We start from the raw sequence: 26,240 nt of genomic DNA, 5'->3' as shown, positions 1-26,240 counted from the left end.
TTAGCTTACCGCAAGTCTTTTCTTCCGTTTTATGCAACTCTATTGCATTTACACTCAAAACAACCTATCATTAAGCCATGTTTATAACGCTACTCATAATAACTCTACTTAACCTCGCACAGTCGCATGAACTCAGCGGGGTCATCACTGATGATACTGATACCCCCTTGCAGGGTGCGAGCATTTTTATTCCCGAACTTGGCACAGGAAGCGTTACTGACGCTGCCGGCAATTTTTCACTCAGTATCCCGTCTGAGCTGTCAGAAGTGCGTCTGCGCATTTCATATGTAGGATTTATCACAAAAGAGCTTCGGGTTAGCCTCCCCGCTGCGCCTGAACTCCGCATTAAGCTCATGCCCGACCTTCTTAACCGGGAGAGCATCCTTATTACAAGTTCACCCTCCGGAAGCAACCGATCATTCCGCCCGTCTGCTGCACTAAGCATGCATAACCTTCAGGAGCGTTCGTCAGATAATTTTGGGGAAGCCATGCAATTTCTGCCCGGGCTGAATGTACGCAGTTTCGGTGCAGCTCCTTCAAGACCGGTAATTCGTGGTTTCGACGGCGACCGTGTTTTAGTGCTTGAAAACGGTGAAAGAATGGGTGATTTAGGCGAAACAGCGCCGGATCACGCAACATCGCTGGATATCGAGGCTGCTGAGCGAATCGAAATTGTACGCGGTCCGGCAAGTTTTCTGTACGGCTCAGGTGCTATGGGCGGTGTCGTGAACCTGATAAACAACGACATTCCGACACAGTGGCATAGCGGTGTAAGCGGCCGGCTGAGCCTCACCGGCACGACGGTAAACGACGGTGGCTCAACTTTTGGCCGATTTACCTATGGCCTTGATCAAACTGCTTTTACCGCCCGACTTTCATACCGAAATACCGGTGATTTTCGCACCCCTTCCGGCGTTTTGCCCGATACCTTTAATGAAGCTTTCAACGGTGCGCTGGGGGTGGCCTTTCGCAACGACAGTTTTGTGGGCGGCCTCTCCCTGAGCGGCCTCGAACAAACCTACGGCCTGCCGGAAGAAATCAGTGACGATGATGAGCTGATCGAAATCCGCCTGAACCGGATTAACCTTAGCGGCTTTGGTCAGTTTAATCACGACGGCCTGTTTGATCAGACACAGCTTCGGTTCAACCTCAGCCGGTATGGTCATCGCGAAGTAGAAATTGAATTTGAGGATGACGGATCCAAAGACGAGGATATCGAAATTGATTTCCGCACCCTCACCTTCAGCGGCTCCGTTTTATTTGTGAGATCTGAATCACAGCACGAAATCAGCGGTGCCCTTGGGGCGAGCAGCTACATGCGCATGCTTAACGTAGGTGGCGAAGAGGGACTTACGCCTGATGGCCGCAACCTCAATCTTGCCCTTTTCGGCTATGCCGACATTCCGCTCACACCGCAACTCAGCCTGCAGACCGGCCTGCGCGGGGACTATTCCTTCCTCGATACTTTTGCCAACTCACGCTTTGATCAGCCTGAAAAGCCCACACGCACTGATTTTTCACTCAGCGGTTCGGCCGGCATCCACTTTCAGCAGGGCAACTTCGAGGGCGGGCTGCAGCTTGCCCGCTCATTCAGGGCACCTTCCATAGAAGAGCTCTTTACCGATGCCGCGCATATTGGCGCCGGGGCTTATGAAATCGGGGATCCGAACCTCAAAAATGAAACCGGCCTGGGTATCGACCTCTTCGGTAGTTTTGCCACAACGCGCTTCGGTATTGAGCTAAGCACCTTCTATTACCATATCAATAACTTTATCTACTACAACCCAACCGGCGAAACGGAGCCCGTATCAGAACTGCCTGTGTTTGTAGTGCTCGCCGATGATGCCCGTTACTTCGGTTTTGAGGCCGATGCCGTTATACGCCCGCTGCGGAACATCACTACAGCCGCCGGACTTGATTTTGTACGGGCACAGCGGCTCAACGACGACAGCAACCTGCCCTTTATACCGCCCATGCGTTTGCGCTCACGTCTCAGCTACGACACAGCCATGTGGAACCTGGGCGCAGAGCTCATTCATGCTTTCGAGCAGGATAAGGTAACCGAAAACGAAGACATCACCGAATCTTACACCCTAATTAACGTATTTGCGGGCTTCCGATTCGATGCAGGCGGCCGCCATCTGCTCACCGCACGGGTGGACAATCTGTTCAACGAAAACTACCGCAACCATCTCAGCCGCGTTGATGGCAGCGCATTCCGCTACCCGATGCCGGGCCGCGGCTTCACGCTCAGGTATCAGTTCATTTTTTGAGTTAGCCGGGTATGCGGTTCCAAAACGACCATTTCACACAATCAATCAAGATGACACCTGAAGCAAATCGCTTCATATTACGCTAACAAAAGCCCGGGATCTGATCTTCCCGGGCTTTCTTTTTTATACCGTCTCAGCGCCCCTAAACATAGCTGTCTGCACCTGAGCTTCGCAATGATTCCTGTGGTCGTTTCCCACATAAAACGGTAAATTAGCGCACACCCTCAACCGGAACCAAACTCATCACACACATGTACAAAATCCGGGTTTACGTCACCCTCAGACCCTCCATTCTCGACCCCAAAGGCAAGGCTTCGCTTGGAGCTTTACAGAACCTGGGCTACCATCGCATCAAAGATGTAAGGATCGGCAAGATGATTGAGCTCGATATTGAAGCCGGCACTGTATCGCAGGCCCGTGAAGCTGCGGAAATGGCCGCCCGAAAACTACTTGCCAACGAAGTGATGGAAGATTTTGAAATTGAAATTATGGAGGAAACCTCCTGATGGCCACCTTTTCAGTTCTTGTATTTCCCGGTTCCAATTGCGATCACGATGCTTATCACGCCTTAAAACATGTACTTGCTGCCGACGTCCGTTTCGTTTGGCACAAAGAAACCAGTCTTGGCAAAACCGATGCCGTAATTGTTCCCGGCGGCTTTTCATACGGCGATTACCTGCGCTCCGGGGCTATCGCGCGCTTTTCGCCCGTTATGCAGGATGTAGTGAAATTCGCAAACAAAGGCGGGCTCGTAATTGGTATCTGCAACGGATTTCAGATTTTGCTTGAAGCCGGGCTGCTCCCTGGCGCCATGCTCGCCAACGAGAACCTGAAATTCCGCTGCAAACAGCTGTACCTGCGCACCGAACAAACTGATACGCCCTTCAGCAGCCTGATTGAACCCGGCCGAGCCCTTCAGATCCCCATTGCACACGGCGAAGGAAACTACACCGCCCCTCCGGAAACCCTCAAAACCCTCGAAGAAAATGGTCAGGTCGTGTTTCGCTATTGCACGGCTTTGGGGGATGTGGTTCCGGAAGCGAACCCGAACGGATCGCTAAATAACATCGCCGGAATCGTAAACAAAGATCGTAATGTTTTGGGGATGATGCCTCATCCTGAACGGGCCTGTGAGACCGAACTCGGCTCCACTGACGGCCGCCTCATTTTCGAATCCATGCTCAACCACCTGCAACCTGCCTGAAAAGCACACCATGCCTCACCTGAAAATTGACTTCGATTTACTTAAAAAAATCTGTGAAACGCCTGGTGCTCCCGGTTTTGAAGATCCCGTACGGGAAGTTGTCGCAGATGCTCTGAGCGGTGTTGCCGACGAATTACGTACCGATGGCATGGGAAACCTAATCGTACGGAAAAAAGGCGGCAGCCGTAAGGTAATGGCGGCAGCGCATCTCGACGAAATTTCTCTGATCTCAACCGGTGTAGATAAAAACGGATTTATCCGGTTTCACACCCTGGGTGGTTTTGATGCCAAATCGCTGCTGAATCAGCGGGTGATTGTACACGGCAAACAAGATTTACCTGGCATCATTGGCGGCAAGGCACCCCACACGCAGTCTGACGAGGAAAAAAAGCGTACGCCTAAAACGACCGAGCTTTTCATAGACTGCGGCCTCAGTGAGCAGGAAGTTTCAGCAGTCGTGCCGGTCGGCACGCCCATTACGCGGAGTCAGGTACTCAGCCGTATTGGCAACAACCTAAGCTGCAAATCGCTGGATAACCGTATTTCGGTTTACATCCTCATAGAAGCGCTCAAACGTGCAACAGTTACCGGGGTTGATTTTTACGCCGTTTTCACAGTACAGGAGGAAGTAGGCTTGCGCGGCGCCCGCGTTGCCGCCCACGCCATTCAGCCGGAGGTTGGCCTTGCTCTCGATGTAACCCTGGCCAACGACCTCCCCGGTGCAGACACGCATCAAAAAATTTCGATTTTGGGAGAAGGCACCGCCATTAAAGTGATGGACGGAAGTGTAATCTGCACGCCGAAGCTCGTCGCATTCACCGAAGCTCTGGCCCGCGAGCGGGATATTGCGCATCAGCGGGAGTTGCTCACCGCAGGTGGTACCGACACAGCGGCGCTGCAATACCTTACAGGTGTGGGCGCACAGGTAACCTGCATTTCCACCCCGACGCGCTACCTGCACACTACCGTTGAGAGCTGCAACGTTGCGGATGTGCTCAGCGGCATCCGCCTCACACAAGCTTTTATTGAGCAGATTCACACCTACTTTAAAGACTGAAATCCTGAAATACCGGAACTCAGCTACTTGCTAAATTTCAAATCAGTTTATTCAGGATGAGCGAAGCTCCCCCTACATCCGAAAATCTAATTCTGCACTCCGACCGCCTGGTGAAAACCTATAAGAAAAAAGCGGTCGTGAACGAGGTATCCATCAATGTGCATCAGGGGGAAATTGTAGGGCTTTTAGGCCCGAACGGAGCCGGAAAAACAACGACTTTCTACATGTTTATGGGGCTTATACGCCCCGACAGCGGAAATATCTACCTGAATAAAACAAAGATTACACGCATGGCCATGTACCGGCGTGCCCGTGCAGGGGTTGGCTACCTCGCGCAGGAAGCGAGCGTATTCCGCAACCTCACCGTGCGTGAAAATCTTGAATCCGTGCTTGAATTCACCAGCATTTCAAAAAAAGAGCGGCGCGAAAAAGCTTCCGGGCTCATTGAAGAATTCAACCTTCAGGCCGTTGAAAAAAGCTTCGGCTATTCCCTTTCAGGCGGTGAGCGGCGGCGTACTGAAATTGCCCGTGCACTGATCACTAATCCCAAATTTATCCTGCTTGACGAACCCTTCGCGGGCGTTGACCCCATAGCTGTGGAAGATATTCAAAAAATCGTGTACACCCTTAAACAGAAAAACATCGGCATCTTCATCACCGATCATAATGTGCATGAAACTCTTGCCATAACCGACCGGGCATACCTGATGTTTGAAGGCAAAATACTGATGGAAGGCACTGCGGACCGCCTCGCTGAAGATGAGGAAGCCCGCAGACTTTATCTGGGCAAACAGTTTCGCCTTGAGCGCTATGGTGCCGAATCTTTCAGGGATGATGAAGCTAAAACGGAAAACAGGCCTAAAAACGAGCGCCCGCCTATGTAAGCGTTGCGAGCTGCTCAAGCAGGTCGCGGTTACTTGTTGTTCGCTTGAGCACCTGAAGCAGGCTTAGCATCGAATCTTTGGGTGGTTTCCGGAGCAGATAGCGGCGCAGCACATTGCGTTCTTCGATGGATGAATCCTCAATAAATTTTTCTTCATTCCTCGTACCGGAAGCTGCAATATTTATAGCAGGAAAAATGCGGTCGTTTGCAATATCACGATCTAAAACGAGCTCCATGTTGCCTGTACCTTTGAATTCCTCAAAAATGAGGTCATCCATACGGGAATTCGTCTCAATCAGGCAGGTTGCAATAATCGTTAGGGAGCCTGCGCCTTCAATTTTACGGGCTGAACCGAAAATACGCTTGGGAATTTCGAGCGCACGTATATCGAGTCCGCCGGACATGGTACGGCCTGAGCCGGTTTGAGCGGCGTTATAAGCACGGCCCATACGCGTGAGAGAATCGATCAGAAGCACAACATCTTCGCCCATTTCAGCACGGCGTTTCACGTAGCCGAGGGCAAGTTCGGCAATACGGGTGTGGCTTTCAACTGTATTGTCGTTAGAGGAAGCAAACACCTGCCCGCTTGTAGTCCGGATAAAATCAGTCACTTCTTCCGGGCGCTCATCAATCAGTAAAACCGCAAGGTGGATTTTCTTATGATAGGTTTCGATGGCCTTTGCAATTTGTTTGAGGAGCACGGTTTTTCCGGTTCGCGGAGGGGCTACAATAACTGCGCGTTGCCCTTTGCCAATAGGGGCGATGAGGTCAATAACCCGCATTTCCGTTTCTTCAGCCTTATGGGATAGTTTAATCTGCGATACCGGCATAATAGGTGTCTGAAGCTCAAAACGCTTGGCCATTGTCCATTTTTGAATGGGCCGGTCGTTTATAGTCAGAATTTCCTTCACCCTTCTGTTACCCTTAATGTCTTCTTCTAACTCACACTCAAGAACAAGCCCGGGTTTGAGGTACAGCATGTGTACCAAATTCACGTGAACAAAGGGATCGCTGTCTTTTTTCGAAAATTCATGATTCAGTTTTCTAAGAAAACCATAACCTTTTTCGTTTATCTCCAATACTCCGGTGTAAACCCCCGCAGGGCGCGAAGGCTGCTGACCATTAAATTCAGGAATCAGCGGGTTATTTTTTTTTGGTTTCACCTGCTGTTGTCCCTGCCCTTTTTGTTTAGGGCCTTTTCTTCGGTTTTTTGGTTTAGACTTTTTTCTTGATTGAGCCATTCTTCGTATATCTTGATCTGTTTAATTAGCCTTGAAGGCGCTGTGCCTGAATCTTGTATAAGATTTTATATTCCGTTAAGAGCTTGAATCAAAATTAGCTGACTCAGTAACTCGCTTTATTTTATTGATATACCCGCTAATGCTTTCAGATAACCGTAAAAGCGTAATTTCCGAAACCTGAGACCGATTTCGGTTATTCATTTAATTCTTTAGGAAACCTGATTTAAGCGTAGGTTTCAACTCTTAAATCAAATTGATCTGATTTCAACCCGGGCTACTGTCTGTTTGTTTTGTATTCGATTGCAGACGAACATCCGGGTAATTCGTGTTGGTTTTTCAAAGCACAAATACCATAAATTGAAGGTTTCTGGCAAATTCAGTCTTAACCCTCAAAAGCCAATGCTTTTTTTTGCTGCTGTGCCCGTTTATACTAAAAACCTGCCGACTTTCAGTGGAAGTGAATTACGTGTTATACTATAACAACTAATTCGGGTTGAAAATTAATTGTTGAGAACCCTTCTTACTGAGGGAAGATATCATAAGTATGAATCTCTTAACTTCCGGAACCGTCTTAAAATACTTTTTATGCTTTCAAACTCATGACGGTACCCCGCTACACTGAAGAAAAAGGCGGGCTGATTCAGGCGGGCAGTGGTCTTAACAAAGACTTGTTCAATATCGGCAGTATGCCGGAGTTAAACAAATTTATTTATCCCAAAAAGGCTTTGAGAGGTTAAAAAATGACTTTTTTCGCCGTCATTTGAACTCTCAAAGCCTTATGGAACTGTTGAAATACTTAGTCTTTACCGAACAGTTGTGCTTTCACTAATCCATTCGTAGCATGCATTGAGATTCGCCCCAATCTGCAGCGTATCGCCGTTTTCCCAGTTCATATAGAATTTTTCCTCAGCAGAGGGGGTAACGGCCTGAAAACTTGCAATGCTGCGCTGCACCATATTCGCAACGCTGCTGTCAACCCTGCGGGCACGTTCGAGGTAGTCGAGTACGAGCCAGTACACTGCTTTATCGGTACGTTCGAGACCACCTGAGGTGCAGTTATTTACGGCTTGTGCGTAAATATCAGCCATGCGCATGAGTGGTGCCCCCCAGTTCGGGCGCAGACGCATGGCACGCTGGGCATACGTTCTGGCAGTTTGCAGATCATCAAGGGCAAAATGATTTTCCGCTAACTTGAGGTTAATTTCAGCCCTGATTTGTGTGTCGTCTGTAGCCTGAAAAGCTTCACCAAAGTACCGGATGGCATCACGGTAGTTTGCCTGGCTTTCCGCATACTGTGCCATTCGCATGATATTCTCAAAAGTCGGATCCAGCTCATATAATGTGATGGCCATCTCACGCTGCTTGGCACGGTTCCCTGCCTGACCGTACAGATCAAACAGTTCCTGCATGGTAGCGAGCTGTTCGTCATCATCCATGCCTTCCATCTGTGTTAGCAAAAACCCGATGCGCTCTTCAGGCGAGCGAAACAGGCTTCCGCGCAGCTCATTAAAATGAGCCCGTACGGATTGTGGTGAAATGGGTTCGGCTATGTTCATAGTCTGAATAGCTCTGTCCCGAAAACTGTTGTTAACGAGTTCACTCACCAGATAGTTAATAAAATAGCCATCACCTGTCTGAATAAAGCGTTCCATATCCAATTCAAACAAAAGCGCATATTCTTCCATCGTTAACACACGCCCGTTGGCAATAGAACGCATATTGGTTTGCATGAATCTGGCGCGGTTTAGTTTCCACTCAAATAAATCAATTTCAGATTCGTCAAAAGTAATAAAAGTGCGCTCATACATAATGAGTACAGAATCCACGTAAGCTTCTCTGAGGCTTGGATCGGTCTGCTGTGCGCCAATTGCTTCATAAACCTGAATCATCCGCCGGAAGTTACGGTCTCCGCGATAATTGGGGTTGTTTTCCATTTCCTTGGGGCGCCAGTCAATGAGCCAGCGGCCGTAGTTTAGGGCATCATCGAACTGCTGATTCCTCACACTTTCTACGAAAAGTGACTGAACCGCAATTGGTGGCAGGTTTAAAGGTGTAGGTGGTTCTTCCTGAGCGACGGCCGGGTCATAAACAAACAAACCGGCAAGCAGTAGCAAGATCAGCTTTTTCATAAGATTTCCGATAATGAATCTGATAGTTGTATCGAGTTAGTTAACCCTGCGTTGCAGGAACATAAGTTCTGAGAAATTTAACGAAGCTCGTAATCCAAATATTCTTTCACGAATAAGGCCATTGTTTTCCGTACCTCTGATCCCGAAGTCAAAGCTCAAATCGATTGATGAGCCCATTGAACGGGATGGAATACCTAAGCCTACAGAAAAAAGCATCGTTTCTATGTCAGTACCATCGATGGAAAGGTGGCCGTTATCATACGAAACCCCGGCACGGTAAATAAGGCTGTTAAACAAACCTTCATTTCCGCGGCTGAATGCATCATACTCAAAACCAAACCCAAGACGAAGACGATCTTTCATGAAAGCCAGTTTGTCATCAGAACCAAAGGCGTTTAGTTCGCTCCATTGCTGATAGTGCAATTCTGCTGCGAAAAGGGTAAACCGTGTGGGAAAATAAGATAAACCAACGGTTGTCTCAAACGGATAGGTCACATTTTGTTCACCAAATTCATTTTCGGGAATCAGCTCTAAATCACTGAGTACCTGACCGGTGAGGATTCGGGTGTTTATCCGTCGCCTTGCTTCTAACTCAGATTGAAGGGTAGCCGTTGCACCTATTACAATCTGATCGTTGGCAGAAAAAACACGAGGCAGGATTACCATTGCTCCAAACCGGTGTGCGAGCCCCCTGTAGCGCGTTCTTTCGTCGTAACGTACCGGGCTGTACAGGCTGCTTTGAAACAGAATTTGGTTGTCTTCTTCTACAACACCAAATTTAAGAGACGGGGCATAACCTACGTATATATTATCGGTTAAACGAAGGCCAAAACCAAGCTCAAGACGGTTAATTCCACCGGTTCCTGTAACGGATGTTCGGTAATCCACAACGGATAGGGAATCGGCGGTTGGCAAAACAATACTGTTTTGGTCAACAAAACTGTAGCGCACATCAGTAGTCCGGTAAAGACCCGCAGAAACGCCAAGGCGTTCTCTTAATACCGGGATCTGAACCTGAAACCGGTCAAAACCTACAAGGGTACTACTTGCATCTGTAACCCCATCACTTGCAGAAAAGGTTGTAACGTTGCCGGATACCGTCATGTGGGTAAGGTATGTTGTACCCCACATGGCCGGGTTTGCGAGAGTACCTTTTGTTCTGTCGGGGGTCGCTACGCCAATGAGCGACATCCCGGTACCGTGTACCGACATATAATCCTGCGGGATACCAAGGCCGAGTACCGAATAAACAGAAGCACTGCGAACCAGACTTTCCTGTGACTGTGCTGCCGTGAAAGGAAGCACGATCATGATGAGTGTCAGGGCAATTATTGCTGTTTGCTTCACTTATTTCTCCGGATTAATGCGTGTAATGATGAGTTTCGGGGCTCTTTCACCTGATCCAGGGGCAGCAAGGAAAGCAGGGGTAAACTGACCGTTATTGGGCCCTGATGTTATAAAAAATTCAGTTTCGGAACGGCGGCCAAGCTGATAGGTCTGGATAAATTCAGTAACATTCACCCGATAGGATAAATCAGATTCGCGTACCGGTGGTTCGAACAGGGGGAGTTTGATCACTTCAAAATTGCGTTCGGTTTCGTTGAGCACATAAAACTGAAGGCGGCCGCTGCTGCTGCGTACCTGCCCTTCCGGAAGTACCGATGCCGGGCCGAGATCTTCAAAAAGCAGCAGTTCAGCCCGGCTTACAGCCTGAGAAGAAAAATCGCGGCTGTCCAGGTTGAGGTTTAGACGTAACACCTGTTCAAAGGTGTTAAATACAGAGATCACATCCGGACTTTCGCCCGGGATGTCGGATCGGAGCGTATTAAAACCATTGCCTCTGAACGGTGCTGAAAAAGACTGCCGGTTTGGGAAGGGGTCTGTAAAGCCTCCGTTACCATTGTCGCCGTTACCGTTATCATCTCCGTTATCTGAAGGGAAGAAACGGTTGCTGCTGTCTTCCCCGCCATTATCATCATCATCATGAACTTCGGGGTTCACAACAAGCAGGCGCGTACCCGTATAATTTCGGTTTCCGAGGGAGTCTGTGATGATTGCTTCGGTTTGGAAACTAACGATTGCGTTTGTTTCAGCAGCAGGTACAAGGGCAAAGCCAAAAAGGTTTTCGCGCACATTTTCAAGCGGACTGTCTTCTTCGTTGAAAAAATCCCGGTACTCATCAGCCCACTGCTGCGGCATTTGGAATAAAACGGAATCTGTTCCGGCTGCAAACTGCACCTGCCCGAAGGGAGCGGGGTTAAACGCAATTTCAGAATCCTTGCGTATGGCTACCGGGCGCCAGCGCTGTTCAATGAAATGAAGATTAAAAGTTGCTGTCTGCGTCGTATCTCCGTAGAAAGAAAACGGATGCAGCACCAGATAAACTTCGGCACCTGCATGCACGGAATCGGAAGAACTTACCGAGTTAATGCCGGGGGCCAGAAATGCAGTGCTTTCAATGGTGCCCAAAACCGGATCGGTAAAACGACCGGCCGAAAACACGCTAAGATTACCGGTGTAAGTAAGCAGATCAACCAGTTCGAAATCAGTTACTTCGAGCGTATCAATTGCAATATTCTGACCGCTCTGTACAAATGAAGCACCGGCTATATTGTTGTCGTTGCTGCAGGCATATAAACCAGCGAGCATTAACAGTGCTATTGCAAACAGCCCTGTTGTTTTCTGCTGATAAAAATGAAATTGGCGGGGTTGGGTTGGTTCAGTCCCTTTTTGCATACAGGGTTTAGTTCTCCGGTTTGATGGTACGATAGAAGTCAGCGAATTTTGATGAAACATCCTGCGGGGCACCCTGTATTTTAGTGCTTTCTATGCCAAGTTCAGTAAAGAGCCCGTCGAGTTCAGAACGAATGTCATTTCCTGTTACCACATGGTCAGAAAAGTTCAGGCCGGCCCGGAGAAAATCTATTTTCCCCTCAGCCGATATTTTAGTCTGATCGATATCTTCGGGCAGGCGCATTACAGGAAGGTTTTCAAGATCAAAAACACCTTCATTCGCCGGGCTGTGAAGGTTGTATATCACTTTTGTATCCTTGAAAATGGCTTCATTGGCGTAAACAGTCTTCATATATACAGGGATGAAACCGGCTGCCCAATCATGGCAGTGAATGATATCGGGCTGCCAGCCGAGCTTTTTAACGGTTTCCAAAACTCCCTTATTGTAGAAGATGAGGCGCTGCAGGTTATCGGGGTAATACGCTTCCGTTTTGGGATCTTTAAACATGCCTTTACGCTTGAAAAACGTATCGTTATCAAGGAAGTACACCTGAAGCTTTGCGTTGGGGATACTCGCAACCTTAATCCGCATACTTTCAACGTTGCCATCTACTTCGACCTCGATGCCGGCAAGTCGGATCACCTCATGCAGCCGGTTTCTTCTGTCGTGAATAGATCCGTACTTGGGCAGCAGGATGCGGATTTCAAAGCCTTTATCCTGCAGGGATGCGGGCAGGAAGCGCAGCATGTCTGCGTTGTTTGTCAGCCGTGCGAAAGGTGAAATTTCTGCGGCAGCGTAAAGTATCTTCATAGTGCGGGAATAGTGTTGCTTAGTTACAGGATGTAGTTTTTAAAAACGAAACAGGTTTCAATAACCTGTTTGAGACCAAACAGCAGTAAGATAACTGCCGCTCTTTCCTGAGTACCTGGTCTGTACAGAATTCCGAGCGTTGTTCCGCAACAGAAGGCAGGCTTGCTGCTTGCGAATGATCAGCAGATCGGATCAGGCTGCTACCCGGTAAATTTCCTGCAAACAAAATAAGAAGGGCTTGGTTTCATTTAGTCACATTCAAACAACCATTAGGTGCAGGAAAACAAAAGCAGGATGTTTTCTGCGGGTTGTAAAAAAAGAATCTGCCATAACCCGCGGGAAATGGCAGATTCTTAATAAGCTTATAATATAACGAAATTGCCTTTTGCGTTAAAGGTCAATTTGCCTCCTCGGTTTTCAGCTCTATCAGGTTGGCATCGGTGAGTCCTAAACGGGGATCACGGTTCGTAATACTAACCAGGTGCAGCAGGAAACCCTTGTCTATACCATACAGCATTTCAGCTGTAAAGCGCCATTCCCAATTGCCTGTTGCGGTTCCCGGGAAATTCATTCGGTGCTCCGTGCCCAGCCCCATCAGGTCTTGTATCGGAAAGATTGCCATATCGGCGTTCGATAACATCGCAAGCCGTATCAGTTCACGCTCTGGCTGTTCACAACCGGAGCGCACATATTCGCGAAGGCGATGCTGCTCAAGCGCTGATGCCTGCATATACCAGCCCCGGCTGGTGTCGTTGTCGTGCGTGCCGGTGTACACCACACAGTTACTTGTCGTATAATTGTGCGGCAAAAAGCCGTTTCCGGAGTTGTCATTCCAGCCAAACTGAAGAATTTTCATGCCAGGCAGGTTGTAATGATCCCGCAGCTCAACTACTTCTTTAGTGATCATTCCCAAATCTTCCGCAATAATCGGCAGCTCTCCGAAATGGCTGTAAACCGTATTAAACAGATCTTTGCCGGGCCCCTTCACCCATCGGCCTTCAATAGCGTTTGGCGCATCGGCTTTCACTTCCCAGTAGGCGTCGAAGCCGCGGAAGTGATCCACACGGATGGCATCGGTTAGGATCATCATCTGCTCGAAGCGCTTCAGCCACCAGGTATAACCGTCTTTCCTGAGCTCTTTCCATTTGTACAGCGGGTTGCCCCAAAGCTGCCCCGTAGCACTGAAATAATCAGGCGGTACACCGGCAACAAGCTGACGGTTGCCTTTTTCATCAACTTCAAAAAAATGAGGCTGTGCCCAAACATCTGCACTGTTGTGATCCACAAAAATGGGAATATCTCCCACTACAAGAATTTGGTTGTCGTTGGCATATTTGCGCACAGCAAGCCATTGATTGTAGAACTCAAACTGAAGCCAGCGGTAATAGCGTACGCGGTCAGCCAGTTTTTTCTCCCACGATTTGAGGGATGCAGGCTTGCGAAGGGCAACACCTTCCTCCCATGTATTCCAGGGCCGGAAGCTGTGATGCTCAAGGCAGGCCATGAACAGGCAATAATCTTTTAGCCAGTAACTGTTTTTACGGGCAAAGGTGCGCATTTCACTGCCACCGTCTTTACCGTTTGCCTCTTCGAAGCGTGCAAATGCTTTCGCAAATAAAGCATCCTTAAGCGGCATGGCTCGGTCGTAGTCGGCTTTGGTGCTCTGAGGCAGGTACGCCTGATGAGCTTCCGCCTGCGTGAGCAGACCTTTTGATACAAGAATATCCGGGCTAATCAGGTACGGGTTTCCGGCAAAGGCCGAATAACTTGCATACGGGGAGTTTCCGTATCCGGTAGGGCCCAATGGCAGGATTTGCCAGATCGATTGCCTGGTTTCAATCAGGAAATCGAGAAACATTTTTGCTGCATAGCCGAGGTCTCCCAACCCGTAGTTGGATGGGAAAGAGGTTGGGTGTACCAACACGCCGCTTGCGCGATTAAACTTCATAGCTTTCTGGTAGTTAAACTTAAAGGAATAGTTGAAATGGTAATTGGTAAAATCGTTGCGTGATTCCTTTCCTGCCCGGTTTCGGTGCTTTTGGGCCTGCAATACGGGAGCTGCAAACTGTTATTTGCTGCTGATTCAGGGTTCCGCACGGTCAGACACATTTCCGAAGCCAAAGCATTAAGGTGTTTTACAAAAATGCCCTGCTGTGCATTTTCGGCACAGCAAGGCATTATTCACGTAGTTTATTTATTTAACGAGCTTCATCATTACACCAGCCAAAGGCGGTACCTCAATCTGTATATGATGAGGTTTACCGTGCCATTCGCCTTCCACAGACTGCACGGTATCCAGGCCTTTGTTACTTCCGCCGTAGTATTCTGAATCAGAGTTAAAGATTGTTTTATACACCCCGGCCCCGGGTACCCCAAATACGTAGCTTCGGTGGAAAACCGGCGTGAAATTATACACACAAACTACGAATTCATCCTTCGCTTTGGAGTAGCGCGTAAAGGCCAGAATACTGTTATCTACATCTGAGAAATCAATCCATTCAAAACCCGCCCAGTCGAAATCTACCTCGTGCAGGGCGCGCTCGTTCTGGTAGAGTTTGTTCAGGTCGGCCGTCATTTTGAGTAAACCGCTGTGCTTGTCCATACCGGTAAGCGACCAGTTCAGTTCTTTAGCCTCATTCCATTCACTCCACTGCCCAAACTCACTGCCCATAAAGAGCAGTTTTTTGCCGGGGTGCCCGTACATATAACTGTACAGGGCCCGCAGGTTTGCAAACTTCTGCCATACATCGCCCGGCATTTTGTCGAGCATGGAGCGCTTCATGTGTACCACTTCATCATGGCTGAACGGCAGCACAAAATTCTCTGTAAAGGCGTAGATAAAGGAAAACGTAAGCTGATTGTGATGATACTTGCGGTAAATCGGGTCGGTTTGGAAATATTTGAGGGTATCGTTCATCCATCCCATGTTCCACTTGTAATCAAAACCGAGCCCGCCTACGTAAGTTGGCCTTGATACCAGCGGCCATGAAGTCGATTCCTCGGCCAGCGTTACCACCCCCGGGAACTCCTCATGTACGACCTCATTAAAGCGCTTCAGCAGGTCGATTGCCTCCAGGTTTTCACGGCCGCCGTATTTATTTGGCACCCACTGCCCCTGTTCACGCGAATAATCCAGATACAGCATCGAAGCAACCGCATCAACCCGAAGCCCGTCGATATGATATTTGTCGATCCAGAAAACAGCATTGGAAATGAGGAAATTTTTGACCTCGCTGCGTCCAAAATTAAAAATCTTGGTGCCCCAGTCTTTATGCTCGCCCTGCCGCGGATCTTCATGCTCATAAAGCGCAGTACCGTCGAACTGCCGCAAACCGTGATCATCTTTGGTGAAGTGCGCAGGCACCCAGTCCAGAATCACGCCAATGTCGTTCTTATGACACTCATTCACAAAGTAGGCAAAGTCTTCCGGGCTGCCGAAACGGCTTGTGGGCGCATAATAGCCCGTAACCTGATAGCCCCATGACGGATCGTACGGATGCTCCGCTATCGGCAGCAGCTCCAGATGCGTGTAGCCCAAATCCTTAATGTAGGGGATCAGCGTGTCCGCGAGTTCCCTGTAGGTATAAAAACTGTTATCGGCAATATGCCGCTTCCATGAACCCAAATGAAGTTCGTATATCGACATCGGCTTTTCAAAACGCTGATCGCGCTTCGATATCCATTCGTCATCATCCCACTTAAACCCCGAAACATCCGCAACGATAGAAGCCGTTTTGGGGCGTTTCTCCGCAGCAAAAGCATAAGGATCAGCTTTCAAAAAAGGCAGAGGCGCATTTGGCGCTTTAATCTCATACTTATACACCTCGCCGGGTTCCATACCGGGCACAAAAAGCTCCCACAGGCCCTGATCAAAAAGCTTGCGCATCGGGTACAGGCGGCCGTCCCAGTTGTTAAACGGGCCCACAACGCTCACCCGGCTTGCTGAAGGGGCACAAACCACAAAGTGAACCCCGCGCACCCCGTCAACCTCCTTCGCATGCGCGCCCAGCACTTCATACGAACGGATGTGATTACCTTCACCCCAAAGCTGAAGATCAAAATCACTAATGAGCGAACCAAAACGGTATGCATCCTCAACTATTTCGGTAGTACCACCTGGCCGGCTTAGCTCCAGCTTATAAGCAAACTGATTTTTGCGGCGCGGGAAAAAAAGTTCATATAAACCTTCGTCCGCAATTTTCTCCATTTCGTGCCGCTTATTTTTTTCGCGCTCAATCAGCACAACTGATTCAGTGCCCGGTTTAAAAACCCTTACCAGCAAGCCTTTCGTTTTACCCTGTACGGCTTCCTGAAATCCCAAAAATGCAAAAGGGTTACCGTGATTCCCGTAAATTAAGGCGTTGGCCTCGTCTGTGTTGGTGAACTTGCTTTCCAAATTAGGTATGATTTACGTGTATAAAGAATTAACTTTAAAAATACGAATTTAGCCTGAATTCCCTGAAAGCTAATTTGCAGGCCCGCATGGCATTTACTTTTTCAGATTCCTGATTTTTCATTTCATTATGCAAAGCCCGGCCCCGCGCAGCAACGCCTTACCCGTAACAGCATCAAGATTTTGCCAAACCCCATGAAGGCCACCACCCTGATTGCCCGCCGCTACCTTTTCTCCAAAAAGAAAGTTTCGCTGGTTTCTGTACTCACGCTCATCAGCATCTCCGGGGTTACGCTGGGTACCGCCCTGCTCATAATCGTACTTTCTGTATTTAACGGCTTCTTTGATTTGGTTCAGGGGTGGATGATGGCACAAGACCCCGATATCCGCATCGAATCCGCCACCGGCCGCTCCCTCAGCTGGGAGGAGCACCACAACCAACTCCTGAGCGAAATCCCCGAAATTCAGGTTGTTTCGCCCTATGTTGAAGGCAAAGCACTCGTAGCCCTGCGCGGCGGCGATTTCATGGTAGCCCGCGTACGCGGGGTAGATACCGAAGCCTTCAGCCGCATGTTCGAACTCGAAACCTTCTTCGCCGGCGGCGATTTCGACCTCAGCATCCGCGACCGCCGCCCCGGGGTGCTCATGAGCCGGCAGAAACTCTCCCGCCTCGGGCTCGATATGGGCGCCGACCTGCGCCTCATCAGCGCCGAATCCATTCAGCGCTCCCTCACTCAGTTCTCAGGTCCGCGCAACTTTGCCTTCGAAGTGCGCGGCAGCTACCGCCTCATTCAGCCGCAGGACGACGCCCCCATGTACATCGAAAAAGCGGCGGCCCAGCGGCTGTTCAACATGCGGGCATCCATCAGCGGGGTAGATCTGCAGCTCACCGATCACAGGCAGGCCGATGCCGTAAAAGCCCGGCTCCAGGCCGCCCTCGGCCCTGAGTACAGCGTGCGTACCTGGTTCGACCTCCAGAAAGCGCTCTACGACGTCATGAACCTCGAAAAATGGGGCGCATACATCATCCTGATGATTATCGTGCTCGTAGCCGTGCTCAACATCGTGGGCTCCCTCACCATGATCGTGATCCAAAAAACCAAAGACATCGCCATGCTCCGCAGCATCGGCTTCACCCCGGCCGATATCCGCGCCATTTTCCTCAAACAGGGCCTCATCATCGGGCTAATCGGCTGCGGACTCGGCGGCTCGGCCGGCATCCTGCTTACCTGGCTGCAAGACCGCTACGGCATGGTCAAAATGTTCGGGGCCGAATCCTTCATCATCGACGCCTACCCCGTCGTATTCGCCTACAGCGACCTCGCCCTCATCCTGTCCGGAAGCCTCATTCTGTGCATCATCGCCAGCCTGTACCCGGCAAAGCGCGCCTCCCAAATCGAAATAACCGACGGCCTTCGTTACGAATAACAGGTTTATTTTTTTATGGGGAAACGCCGTGAGCATCAAGGTCTTTCGTGTTAGGGCCGCCTCCCCAAACCAACGGAAAATCCCGAGATTTTTTTTTGGGGGCTAACTTAGCAGGTGTACCCGCATTGTGCAGTAAACTCACAAGACCAGTTTACCCGCTGATGTGAATTTTAATGAGCTTTAAGTATCTTGAAATATGAGAAAATCAAGTTCAAATATAACGCAACGCATCAAGGCAGCCATTCAAGATTATGACCCTGATGCAAAAGTTTACCTGTACGGTTCGCGTGCAAGAGATGATGCTTATGCCCGATCCGACTGGGATGTTTTAATCCTGCTCAGCTCGGATGTTGTTACATCTGAGATGGAACGCAAAGTTACTGCACCGCTCTACGACCTTGAATTCGAAACCGGCGAAATAATAAGCCCGAGTGTGTATTCCCTTAAAGAGTGGCATAAAAAACAAAAGGTTACCCCATTTTATAAAAGTGTTATGCGCGAAGGAATATTGCTATGAACGAATTCCGCCAGGAAAATTTCATTCGCTACCGCCTGCAAAGTGCCGAAAAAACACTGTTGGAAGTCAACTCGCAGGGCTCATAACGTCGCGTTGCAAAACCGCTGAACCATGCCGTACTAATGTTGACAAATTCCATGCCCCTCAACCAGTCCCGCACCATAGCAAAAGGCCGGCCACAGGCTTGGTGAAGCCTCCCCCCCCCGAAAACCCATTAAAAAAATCCGCGCAAATCAGCCCTGATCCGCTAAATCCGCGTGCCATCAGCAGTCAGCTCTCGTTGTAAACGTCGGGCAGGTCGTTCTCGAGCAGCACCACATCACCGGGCTGTTTGGTTTCATTCATGTAATCGCGGGCATCGAAAAAGGTCTCAAAAACCTTCACCTGTGCTTCGGGGTAGCCCGCTTCAATAATACCCTCATAAATCGGGCGGGTGCGCCGGGGCCCGACCAGGTAAACGCCCTCAATGCCAGACTTTCCGATGTGCCGGCCAAAAGCCCTGTTTTCGGCCTCTTCTTCCTCACCAAGCTCCACCATGCCCGGCGTAATAATGAAGCGGCGGCCGCCGGTAAACTGCGCCAGCACATCAACCGCATTCTTTGCCCCAACCGGGTTCGAATTGAAGGCATCGTCGATAATGGTGATGTCGCCTGCGGGCTTGAGTTCGAGGCGGTGCTCCACCGGCTCAATACGGGCAGCTGCCAGCGCCATGGTTTGCAGCCGGAGCCCGAAATGGTGCCCGACCCCAAAAGCCAGCAGCAGGTTGCGGATGGTGTGCTCACCCAGCAATCGTGTGGTTACCTGCGCGCTTTCGCCGGTTTCTTTCAGCGTGAGGGTGAAGGAGCAGCCCTCGCGGCCATAGCTGATATTTTCCACGGAGAAAATACCGGTTGCGAGCCCGGCGGGGACCACGCGCATGCTTTGGCGGTGCTCCATGCCCATCACAAGCGAGTCATCAGAATTTAGCACGGCCGTGGCATCGGGCTGTGCATTCAGTAACAGCTCGCCCTTGGTTTTGGCAATCATCTGCTGCGAGCCAAAGGTTTCGAGATGCGCCTTGCCCACGTTGGAAATCACCGCTACGTTTGGCCGCGCAATTTCGCACAGTTCCTTAATATTGCCCCGATAGCGCGCGCCCATTTCCAGCACCAGCACCTGATGATGCGCCTGCAGGTCGCTGTTAATCACCTTACAAATCCCCATCGGGGTGTTGAAGCTGCCCGGCGTGAAGCAAACGCTGAAGCGCTCTTCCAGCAGGGTTTTGATCATAAATTTCACGGAGGTTTTGCCGTAACTGCCGGTAATGCCGATGATGCGCAAATCCCGCATCTGCGCCAGTTTTTGCCGCGCCTGATGCTTAAAGCCCTCCTGAATGCGGTTCTCGACCGGCTTCATCAGCGAAGCGGCCAGCAGAATAAACAGGGGCGTGAGCATATCGGCCAGCACCCAAATGAGCGCGAGTATGGTAACATCGGGCAGCAGGATGCGGAACTGCCAGGCCGGCACGCTGCCCGCCAGAACGAGCAGGGCGTAGAGCACTATCACCGTCGCAAAAAGCCGTTTGAGGCGGGGTGTGTACACCAGCGGCTTCTTGGGGCGCTCCGCACGGATGTAAGCTGTGGGCAGGAAAAATCCCATCCCGAAAATACTGATCAGCAGTGCGTAGGCCGTAACAGTAAAGCGGGCTTCAAAAAAGCCGAGCAAAAAAAGCGGCAGGGCAAAAAGGTGGGCCGTAACCACAAAAGCACCCAGCTGATTCCCCTTGATAAACTTCCAGTACTCCGGTGATTTGTAGCCGAGCTGCTGAAAAACATGCAGGAAGTGGGTCGTCCGTATATAGCTGTGCCGGGTAACGACAATGAGAAACAGGAAAATGACCAGCTCAACGAAAATGAAGTAACTCAAAAGCAGAAATAATTTAGCGGATTCAGGACGGGCACCTGCATGGGAACCGGGTAAGCAGCTGTATGCTGCCCGTAAACACCGTGCGTCTCATGAGCGAATATGCCGGCCAAAAGTAATCAGACCGCGGCGGCAGGGATTTGATTCGCTAAAGATAGCAACATCTGCTATCTTTCGGCGCATTAATCAAAAAGCAACTTAATAGCGTTCATGAAACTAATCATTCCGATGGCCGGCCGCGGAACACGGCTGCGCCCGCATTCTCACACTACACCCAAACCACTGCTCCCCATCGCAGGTACCATGATGGTAGAGCGTATCGTAAGAACCTTCAGCGAAAGCCTCGAAAAACCCATTGATGAAATTGCCTTTGTTTTGGGCGATTTCGGCGCTGAGGTCGAAAATCAGCTCCGGGATATGGCCGGGCGGTTTAACGCAAAAGGCAGCATTTATTATCAGCAGCAGGCCCTCGGTACCGCGCACGCGGTGTACTGCGCCCGAGAATCGATGCAGGGTGAAGTAATCGTAGCCTTTGCCGACACCCTGTTCAGCACGAACGGACCCGTAAAAGTTTCGGACGCCGATGCTGCCATCTGGCTCAAAGAAGTCGAAAACTACTCCAGCTTCGGCGTTGCCCTCATGAAAAACGGGCGCATTACCGGTTTTGTGGAAAAGCCAAAGGAGCCGGTTTCCAAACATGCCATCATCGGCGTCTATTATTTTAAGGAAGGCGAAACCCTGCGCGCCGAACTCACCAATATTGTGGAAAACGACCTGAAGAGCCCGCGGGGTGAGTACGAGCTCACCGACGCCATCGAAGCCCTGCTGGCCAAAGGCAAGGTTTTCAGGCCCGCTACCGTTCAGGAATGGCTGGACTGCGGCACCATTCAGAACTGGCTCGATACCACCTTCGAGGTGCTCAAAACCGATGCCACCCCGGCAGCCGAAGTTGCGCACAGCGGCTGCACCATACACGAGCCGGTTTACGTGGGGCAGGGTGCCATCCTCGAAAACTGCGAAATCGGCCCGAACGCGGTTATTGAATCCGGCGCAGTTGTGCGGAACAGCAGCATCAAAAGCAGCATCATCAACAAAAACGCGCTGGTAGAAAACGCAGCCCTCAGCAACAGCTCTGTTGGGGTTTCGGCCGTGGTAAAAGGCTACACCGGCAGCCTGCACGTGGGCGACCACTCGCAGGTTGGCACCCACTCTTAATCATAATATTAAGGTAATTTTCATGGGTTTATTCGAGTTTATTTTTCTGCTTCTCGTAGCTGGTGTTTGCGGCTCCATCGGTCAGTCCATCGCCGGCTCTTCCAAAGGCGGCTGTGTGGTTTCTATCGTGCTGGGCTTTATCGGTGCCCTTATCGGTTCCTGGCTGAGCCGCACGCTTAACCTGCCTGAGCTTTTTACCTTCACGATCGGCGGGGAAAGCTTTCCGGTAATCTGGTCAATTATCGGCTCGGTGGTTTTTGTTACCATTCTGAGCCTGCTTACCGGAAGGAAGTAACACCCGCTCATTCAATCCGCTTTTTTACCTAATTTTTAAACCCATGCCATTACTGCCCGGAGTTGCCACCTTTCTCACCAAAGCAGCCGAAGATTTCTATCCAACCGGCGATCGCAAAGCTCACCTCGATGCCGAAATAAGCCGGATGCGTGAGGCAATGAGCAACGACCCCAAACCTTCGTTTGTGTTTGTGTGCACGCACAACTCCCGCCGCAGCCACTTTACCCGGATATGGGCCGGCGTAGTGCAATACGCCGTAACCGGAGGCAGCTCTCCTTTTATGATGGAATCAGCCGGTACCGAAGTTACGGCCTGTAACGAGCGCACCGTCGCATCGCTGGAACGGACCGGTTTTGAAGTTGTGCACCCCGGGGAAACCGGGAACCCGCGCTACCTCTGCCGCTTCGCCGATGAAGCCGGCACAGCCCCCATGAAGCTGTGGTCTAAAACGCTGGATGATGCCGCTGTTGTACGGCCGCTTATCGCCGTGATGACCTGCTCCGATGCCGACCAGAACTGCCCGATTGTGCCCGGTGCGCTGGTTCGGGCCCGCATTACCTACAACGACCCCAAAAGCAGCGACGATACGCCCGAAGAAGCCCAAACCTACGACGAGCGCTCCGCACAAATTGCCGGAGAAATGCACTACGTGTTCTCCCGCCTGCTTGCCTGAGCTGAATGATGCACCCTTGCCGGGTGTTGGTTTACTGTTCTCTTTAGGAGAGCATTTTCTTCCACATCCTAAACCTGGCAGATTATGAAAGAAACCGCGTTTATCCTGCTGCTGCTTGCCCTGCTTGCCGCTCTTTGGTTTGCATACGGCGCGAAAGCGCAGGACCGCACCTTTGCCAACCCCACCTACACCAACACTCCGGCACACATGATTCCCGATTACGCAGAAAAAGCGACTTTCGGCGGTGGCTGTTTTTGGTGCGTTGAAGCTGTTTTTCAGCGGGTTAACGGGGTTTACTCCGTTGTATCCGGCTATGCAGGCGGCCACGTTACCAACCCCACCTACCGGCAGGTCATCACCGGTACTACCGGTCACGCTGAAGTTATTCAGGTCACGTTCGACCCAAACCAGGTGCGCTATGAAGAGCTGCTCGAGATTTTTTTCCGCACACACGACCCCACCACACTCAACCGGCAGGGCAACGACATCGGGCCGCAGTACCGCTCCATCATCCTCCATGAAAATGATGCACAGCGCGCTTCCGCAGAAAGCCTCAAGGCAAGCCTCGATGCCGAAGAAATCTGGCCCAACCCCATCGTAACGCAGATTGAGCCGCTCGAAGCCTTTTACGAGGCTGAAGAGTACCATCAGAACTACTTCAACCGGAACCCTGATCAGGCGTATTGCCAGGTCGTGATTATTCCCAAGCTCCGGAAATTTGAACGCCTGTTCGATGAGCGCTTCGGGCGTTAAACCCGAACGAAGCAGCTATAAAGAACAGAGGCTGAATTATTGGCCTGCTTCATTAAAAAGTGTTTTCTCATTCGTCAAAATCGGCGGATTTTCCTTATTTATAAGCATTCGTCCGGTCTGTTCCTTTCAGACCGGCGGGTGCTTTTTTTATGAGCTGTAACAGCTGACAATCAGTCAGCTGATTTCCGCACTTTGATCAGTACCAGGCCCTGTTCAGGGCTGTTGCAGCATCCCCCCTGCACATGTTGCTGCAGACGGATCTGTTTCATTAACCCACAACCTAATTCTATAACCTATGCGGTACCTTTTCAAATCTCCATCAGGCTGGCTTGCAGCTTTGGCCCTTAGCCTGATGCTCTTTGCACAAACAACAGTACAGGCACAGCAGCCTCTTACACCCATGCAGCTGGCCATGACTGAAAACGTTGGCGTAGTAGTAATCTCTTCTGAAGGAACTCACGTTGCGTTCACCAAAGTAGTACCGGCCGACCCCCGTACGAACAATGCGCCTTCATCTGTTCAGCTTCATTATATGAATCTGATGAACGGCGAAGTCCGTCAGGTTCCGCTCGACCGCAACCCAACCGGCCTCACAGCGCGCCCTACCATGGATAGCTTCACGTTCACAACCCGCATGGATGGCGACGAATTCAATGCCGTTTATGAGCTCAACCCGCTAACCGGTGAAGTACGGCAGCTGTTTATGCACACCTCCAATATGATGGGCTACGTGTGGGACGACCGCGGCCGCCGGCTTGCGTTTTTTGCCAATGAGGTGCTGAACCTGCCGGAAAATCCGCTGCCTTACACTCCCACTTTCTTTGAAGAAAACCGGCCGCAGCGGATGGCTTATGTGGTTGACCTCAGCGCTTCAAACCGCCGCACTGTTGAGCTTGGCGTAACCGGCTCGTACTACATTCTGAGCTTTGCCCCCGGTGGCGCGCAAATCGCAGCATCTATCGCACCGACTCCCAATGTGGATGATGAGCTGATGTTCCAGGTCGTGCACGTGTTCGACAGCAACACCGGCGCACTTACAGCACGTTTGGATAATGCCGGAAAAATCGGTCAGATCGAGTGGAGCCCAAGCGGCGACCGCATTGCCCTGCGCGCCGGAAACTCCATTCACGACCCGATTGACGGCCGTATCATGGTTGTTGACGCCGACGGCGGCACCCCGGTCAACATCAACCCGGATTTCCTTGGCAAGTACGAGCAAATTAAATGGACCCGCAACGACACCATTCACTTTATTGCAAGCGAGGGCGTTTGGAGCAGCTTCGGAACCATCGCGCCGGATGGCAGCAACAAAGAGCGCCTGATCGATATCGGCGGGCCGGTTAAGCGCAGCTTCTCCGTATCCGACAACGGGCACGTGGCTTTTGCCGTCGAAACCCCCGAGCATCCGCGTGAGGCTTACATCCTGCGACGTGGCGCCGATGGCCTCGAGCGCCTCACCAACACCAACCCCTGGCTGGAAAGCGTAGCCATGGGCGTACAGGAAATCGTGACCTACCCCGCCCGCGACGGCCGGATGATTGAGGGCCTGCTCATCCGCCCATTCAACGAAAACGAATCACAGCGGTACCCGCTCATTACCGTGGTTCACGGCGGCCCTGAAGCACACTACAGCAACGGCTGGCTCACCGGCTACTCTCTGCCGGGTCAGCTGATGGCGGCCCGCGGCTATGCCGTGTTCTACCCCAACTACCGCGGCAGCACCGGGCGCGGCCTCGAGTTCATTAAATCCTCGCAGGGCGACCTTGCCGGTGCTGAGTTTGATGACGTGGTTGACGGCGTTGATTTCCTGATTGAAGACGGCCTTGTTGATGCCGACCGCGTTGGCGTTACCGGCGGCTCTTACGGCGGCTACGCAACCGCCTGGATGAGCACCTACTACTCCGACCGCTTTGCAGCGGGCGTAATGTTTGTGGGTATCAGCAACAATATTTCCAAGTGGGGCACGAGCGACATCCCTGAAGAGCTGTACCTGGTGCACTCCCGTAAGCGCATCTGGGATTATTGGGAAGACAACCTGCTCCGCAGCCCGATTTACTATGTTGACCGCAGCCAGACCCCGCTGCTGATCATGCACGGCGCTGAAGACACACGGGTACACCCCGCACAGTCGCTGGAGCTGTACCGCCACATCAAGGTGCGTAAGCCGGAAGTGCCCCTTCGCCTGATTCTCTACCCGAATGAGGGCCACGGCAATGTGCGCGCAACCTCCCGCCTCGATTACAACCTCCGCATGATCCGCTGGTTCGATACCTACCTCAAAGGCGACGCCAGCCAGCCCGTACCGCCGACCTACCTGAACTTCAGCGATTTCGGCATCACCTTCGATTAATGCGTAACACCTTTCTTTTAGGGTGATGTGTACCGGTTCCTGACCGGCACCTTCACCCGGAAACTTACATCACAAAAAAGGCAGCTTTCTAACAGAGGGCTGCCTTTTTTTGTAACGGGATGATGACGGGACAATGACATTATGATTGAAGGGATGTGTTTAAAGGATGGGCACAGCAAAACATCACCCGCATCCATACATCCGCGCAAAACCGCCCCGACCCGCAAAATCTGCGTGCCCCCACCCGCCTGCATGCCAATCGAGTAGGAGGAAAGGGATTAATTCCCTTTCCGTCCTCTCACACCACCCTGCATACCGTTCGGTACAGGGCGGTTCTTTAAGTTTTGATTCGAACTTTTTGGTAATGATCTGACAAAAACACG

20 protein-coding genes are annotated in these 26,240 nt (G+C 50.9%); 12 read left to right on the top strand and 8 right to left on the bottom strand.

Translation table 11 applies throughout. From position 1 onward, the window contains the following. The first annotated feature begins 77 nt into the window (after positions 1–77). The 5 genes from LAT75_RS06635 (at position 78) to lptB (ending at position 5,418) form a co-directional block, all read left to right on the top strand. Positions 78–2,273: a TonB-dependent receptor gene (locus LAT75_RS06635; protein WP_291481854.1), complete on the top strand. Its 2,196-nt coding sequence runs from the start codon at positions 78–80 to the stop codon at positions 2,271–2,273. Between the two features lie 251 nt (positions 2,274–2,524). Next, positions 2,525–2,779: a phosphoribosylformylglycinamidine synthase subunit PurS gene (gene purS, locus LAT75_RS06630; protein WP_291481853.1), complete on the top strand. Its 255-nt coding sequence runs from the start codon at positions 2,525–2,527 to the stop codon at positions 2,777–2,779. Further along, complete coding sequence (gene purQ / locus LAT75_RS06625; protein WP_291481852.1) at positions 2,779–3,477, top strand: phosphoribosylformylglycinamidine synthase subunit PurQ; 699 nt, start codon at positions 2,779–2,781, stop codon at positions 3,475–3,477. Before purS ends, purQ begins: the two co-directional genes overlap by 1 nt. Before the next feature lie 10 nt (positions 3,478–3,487). Next, positions 3,488–4,534: a M20/M25/M40 family metallo-hydrolase gene (locus LAT75_RS06620; protein ID WP_291481851.1), complete on the top strand. Its 1,047-nt coding sequence runs from the start codon at positions 3,488–3,490 to the stop codon at positions 4,532–4,534. A 56-nt stretch (positions 4,535–4,590) separates the two neighbouring features. Continuing rightward, entirely contained in the window at positions 4,591–5,418 is an 828-nt protein-coding gene (lptB, locus tag LAT75_RS06615; protein ID WP_291481850.1) for an LPS export ABC transporter ATP-binding protein, read from the top strand. On the opposite strand, the gene rho is transcribed toward lptB, so the two are convergent. The 7 genes from rho to glgB form a co-directional block, all read right to left on the bottom strand. Next, positions 5,411–6,658 carry a transcription termination factor Rho gene (gene rho / locus LAT75_RS06610; RefSeq protein WP_291481849.1) on the bottom strand — a complete coding sequence of 416 codons (1,248 nt, stop codon included), beginning with the start codon at positions 6,656–6,658 and terminating at the stop codon, positions 5,411–5,413. The genes lptB and rho overlap by 8 nt on opposite strands. An 803-nt stretch (positions 6,659–7,461) precedes the next feature. Next, the gene (locus LAT75_RS06605) at positions 7,462–8,787 is read right to left on the bottom strand and encodes a hypothetical protein (protein WP_291481848.1); all 1,326 of its coding nucleotides are present in this window, start codon (positions 8,785–8,787) and stop codon (positions 7,462–7,464) included. 36 nt (positions 8,788–8,823) lie between these two features. Continuing rightward, complete coding sequence (locus LAT75_RS06600; protein WP_291481847.1) at positions 8,824–10,134, bottom strand: hypothetical protein; 1,311 nt, start codon at positions 10,132–10,134, stop codon at positions 8,824–8,826. Next, positions 10,135–11,436 (bottom strand): hypothetical protein, encoded by a 1,302-nt coding sequence (locus tag LAT75_RS06595; protein WP_291481846.1) that lies wholly within the window; start codon positions 11,434–11,436, stop codon positions 10,135–10,137. A 94-nt stretch (positions 11,437–11,530) separates the two neighbouring features. Then, positions 11,531–12,331 carry a glycogen/starch synthase gene (locus LAT75_RS06590; RefSeq protein WP_291481845.1) on the bottom strand — a complete coding sequence of 267 codons (801 nt, stop codon included), beginning with the start codon at positions 12,329–12,331 and terminating at the stop codon, positions 11,531–11,533. Positions 12,332–12,728: 397 nt separating this feature from the next. Continuing rightward, positions 12,729–14,279 carry a 4-alpha-glucanotransferase gene (gene malQ, locus LAT75_RS06585; protein ID WP_291481844.1) on the bottom strand — a complete coding sequence of 517 codons (1,551 nt, stop codon included), beginning with the start codon at positions 14,277–14,279 and terminating at the stop codon, positions 12,729–12,731. A gap of 246 nt (positions 14,280–14,525) precedes the next feature. Further along, a complete protein-coding gene (glgB, locus tag LAT75_RS06580) occupies positions 14,526–16,727 on the bottom strand; it encodes a 1,4-alpha-glucan branching protein GlgB (protein WP_291481843.1) in 2,202 nt (733 codons plus the stop codon). Positions 16,728–16,919: 192 nt separating this feature from the next. On the opposite strand from glgB, the gene LAT75_RS06575 reads away from it, so the two are divergent. Further along, positions 16,920–18,152 carry an FtsX-like permease family protein gene (locus LAT75_RS06575; RefSeq protein WP_291481842.1) on the top strand — a complete coding sequence of 411 codons (1,233 nt, stop codon included), beginning with the start codon at positions 16,920–16,922 and terminating at the stop codon, positions 18,150–18,152. Positions 18,153–18,348: 196 nt separating this feature from the next. Then, positions 18,349–18,669, top strand: a complete 321-nt coding sequence (locus LAT75_RS06570; protein ID WP_291481841.1) for a nucleotidyltransferase domain-containing protein — start codon at positions 18,349–18,351, stop codon at positions 18,667–18,669. Between the two features lie 270 nt (positions 18,670–18,939). On the opposite strand, the gene LAT75_RS06565 is transcribed toward LAT75_RS06570, so the two are convergent. Next, positions 18,940–20,574, bottom strand: coding sequence for a Mur ligase family protein (locus tag LAT75_RS06565; RefSeq protein WP_291481840.1), 1,635 nt, complete (start codon positions 20,572–20,574; stop codon positions 18,940–18,942). Between the two features lie 207 nt (positions 20,575–20,781). Here LAT75_RS06565 and LAT75_RS06560 point away from each other — a divergent pair, with 207 nt between their 5' ends. The 5 genes from LAT75_RS06560 to LAT75_RS06540 all read left to right on the top strand — a co-directional run bounded on the left by LAT75_RS06560 (position 20,782) and on the right by LAT75_RS06540 (position 25,857). Further along, the gene (locus LAT75_RS06560; RefSeq protein ID WP_291481839.1) at positions 20,782–21,786 is read left to right on the top strand and encodes a sugar phosphate nucleotidyltransferase; all 1,005 of its coding nucleotides are present in this window, start codon (positions 20,782–20,784) and stop codon (positions 21,784–21,786) included. 22 nt (positions 21,787–21,808) lie between these two features. Next, a complete protein-coding gene (locus tag LAT75_RS06555) occupies positions 21,809–22,081 on the top strand; it encodes a GlsB/YeaQ/YmgE family stress response membrane protein (RefSeq protein ID WP_291481838.1) in 273 nt (90 codons plus the stop codon). A gap of 43 nt (positions 22,082–22,124) precedes the next feature. Next, complete coding sequence (locus tag LAT75_RS06550; protein WP_291481837.1) at positions 22,125–22,754, top strand: protein-tyrosine-phosphatase; 630 nt, start codon at positions 22,125–22,127, stop codon at positions 22,752–22,754. Between the two features lie 84 nt (positions 22,755–22,838). After that, positions 22,839–23,507 carry a peptide-methionine (S)-S-oxide reductase MsrA gene (gene msrA, locus LAT75_RS06545; protein ID WP_291481836.1) on the top strand — a complete coding sequence of 223 codons (669 nt, stop codon included), beginning with the start codon at positions 22,839–22,841 and terminating at the stop codon, positions 23,505–23,507. Between the two features lie 295 nt (positions 23,508–23,802). Beyond that, a complete protein-coding gene (locus tag LAT75_RS06540; RefSeq protein ID WP_291481835.1) occupies positions 23,803–25,857 on the top strand; it encodes a S9 family peptidase in 2,055 nt (684 codons plus the stop codon). The last annotated feature ends 383 nt before the right edge of the window (positions 25,858–26,240 follow it).

Origin of the sequence: Cyclonatronum sp., from assembly GCF_022565315.1 — a bacterium.
In the GTDB taxonomy this organism is placed as follows: domain Bacteria; phylum Bacteroidota; class Rhodothermia; order Balneolales; family Cyclonatronaceae; genus Cyclonatronum.
Note: the sequence above shows the minus strand (reverse complement) of the source record. Positions and strands in the feature narration are given on the sequence as shown.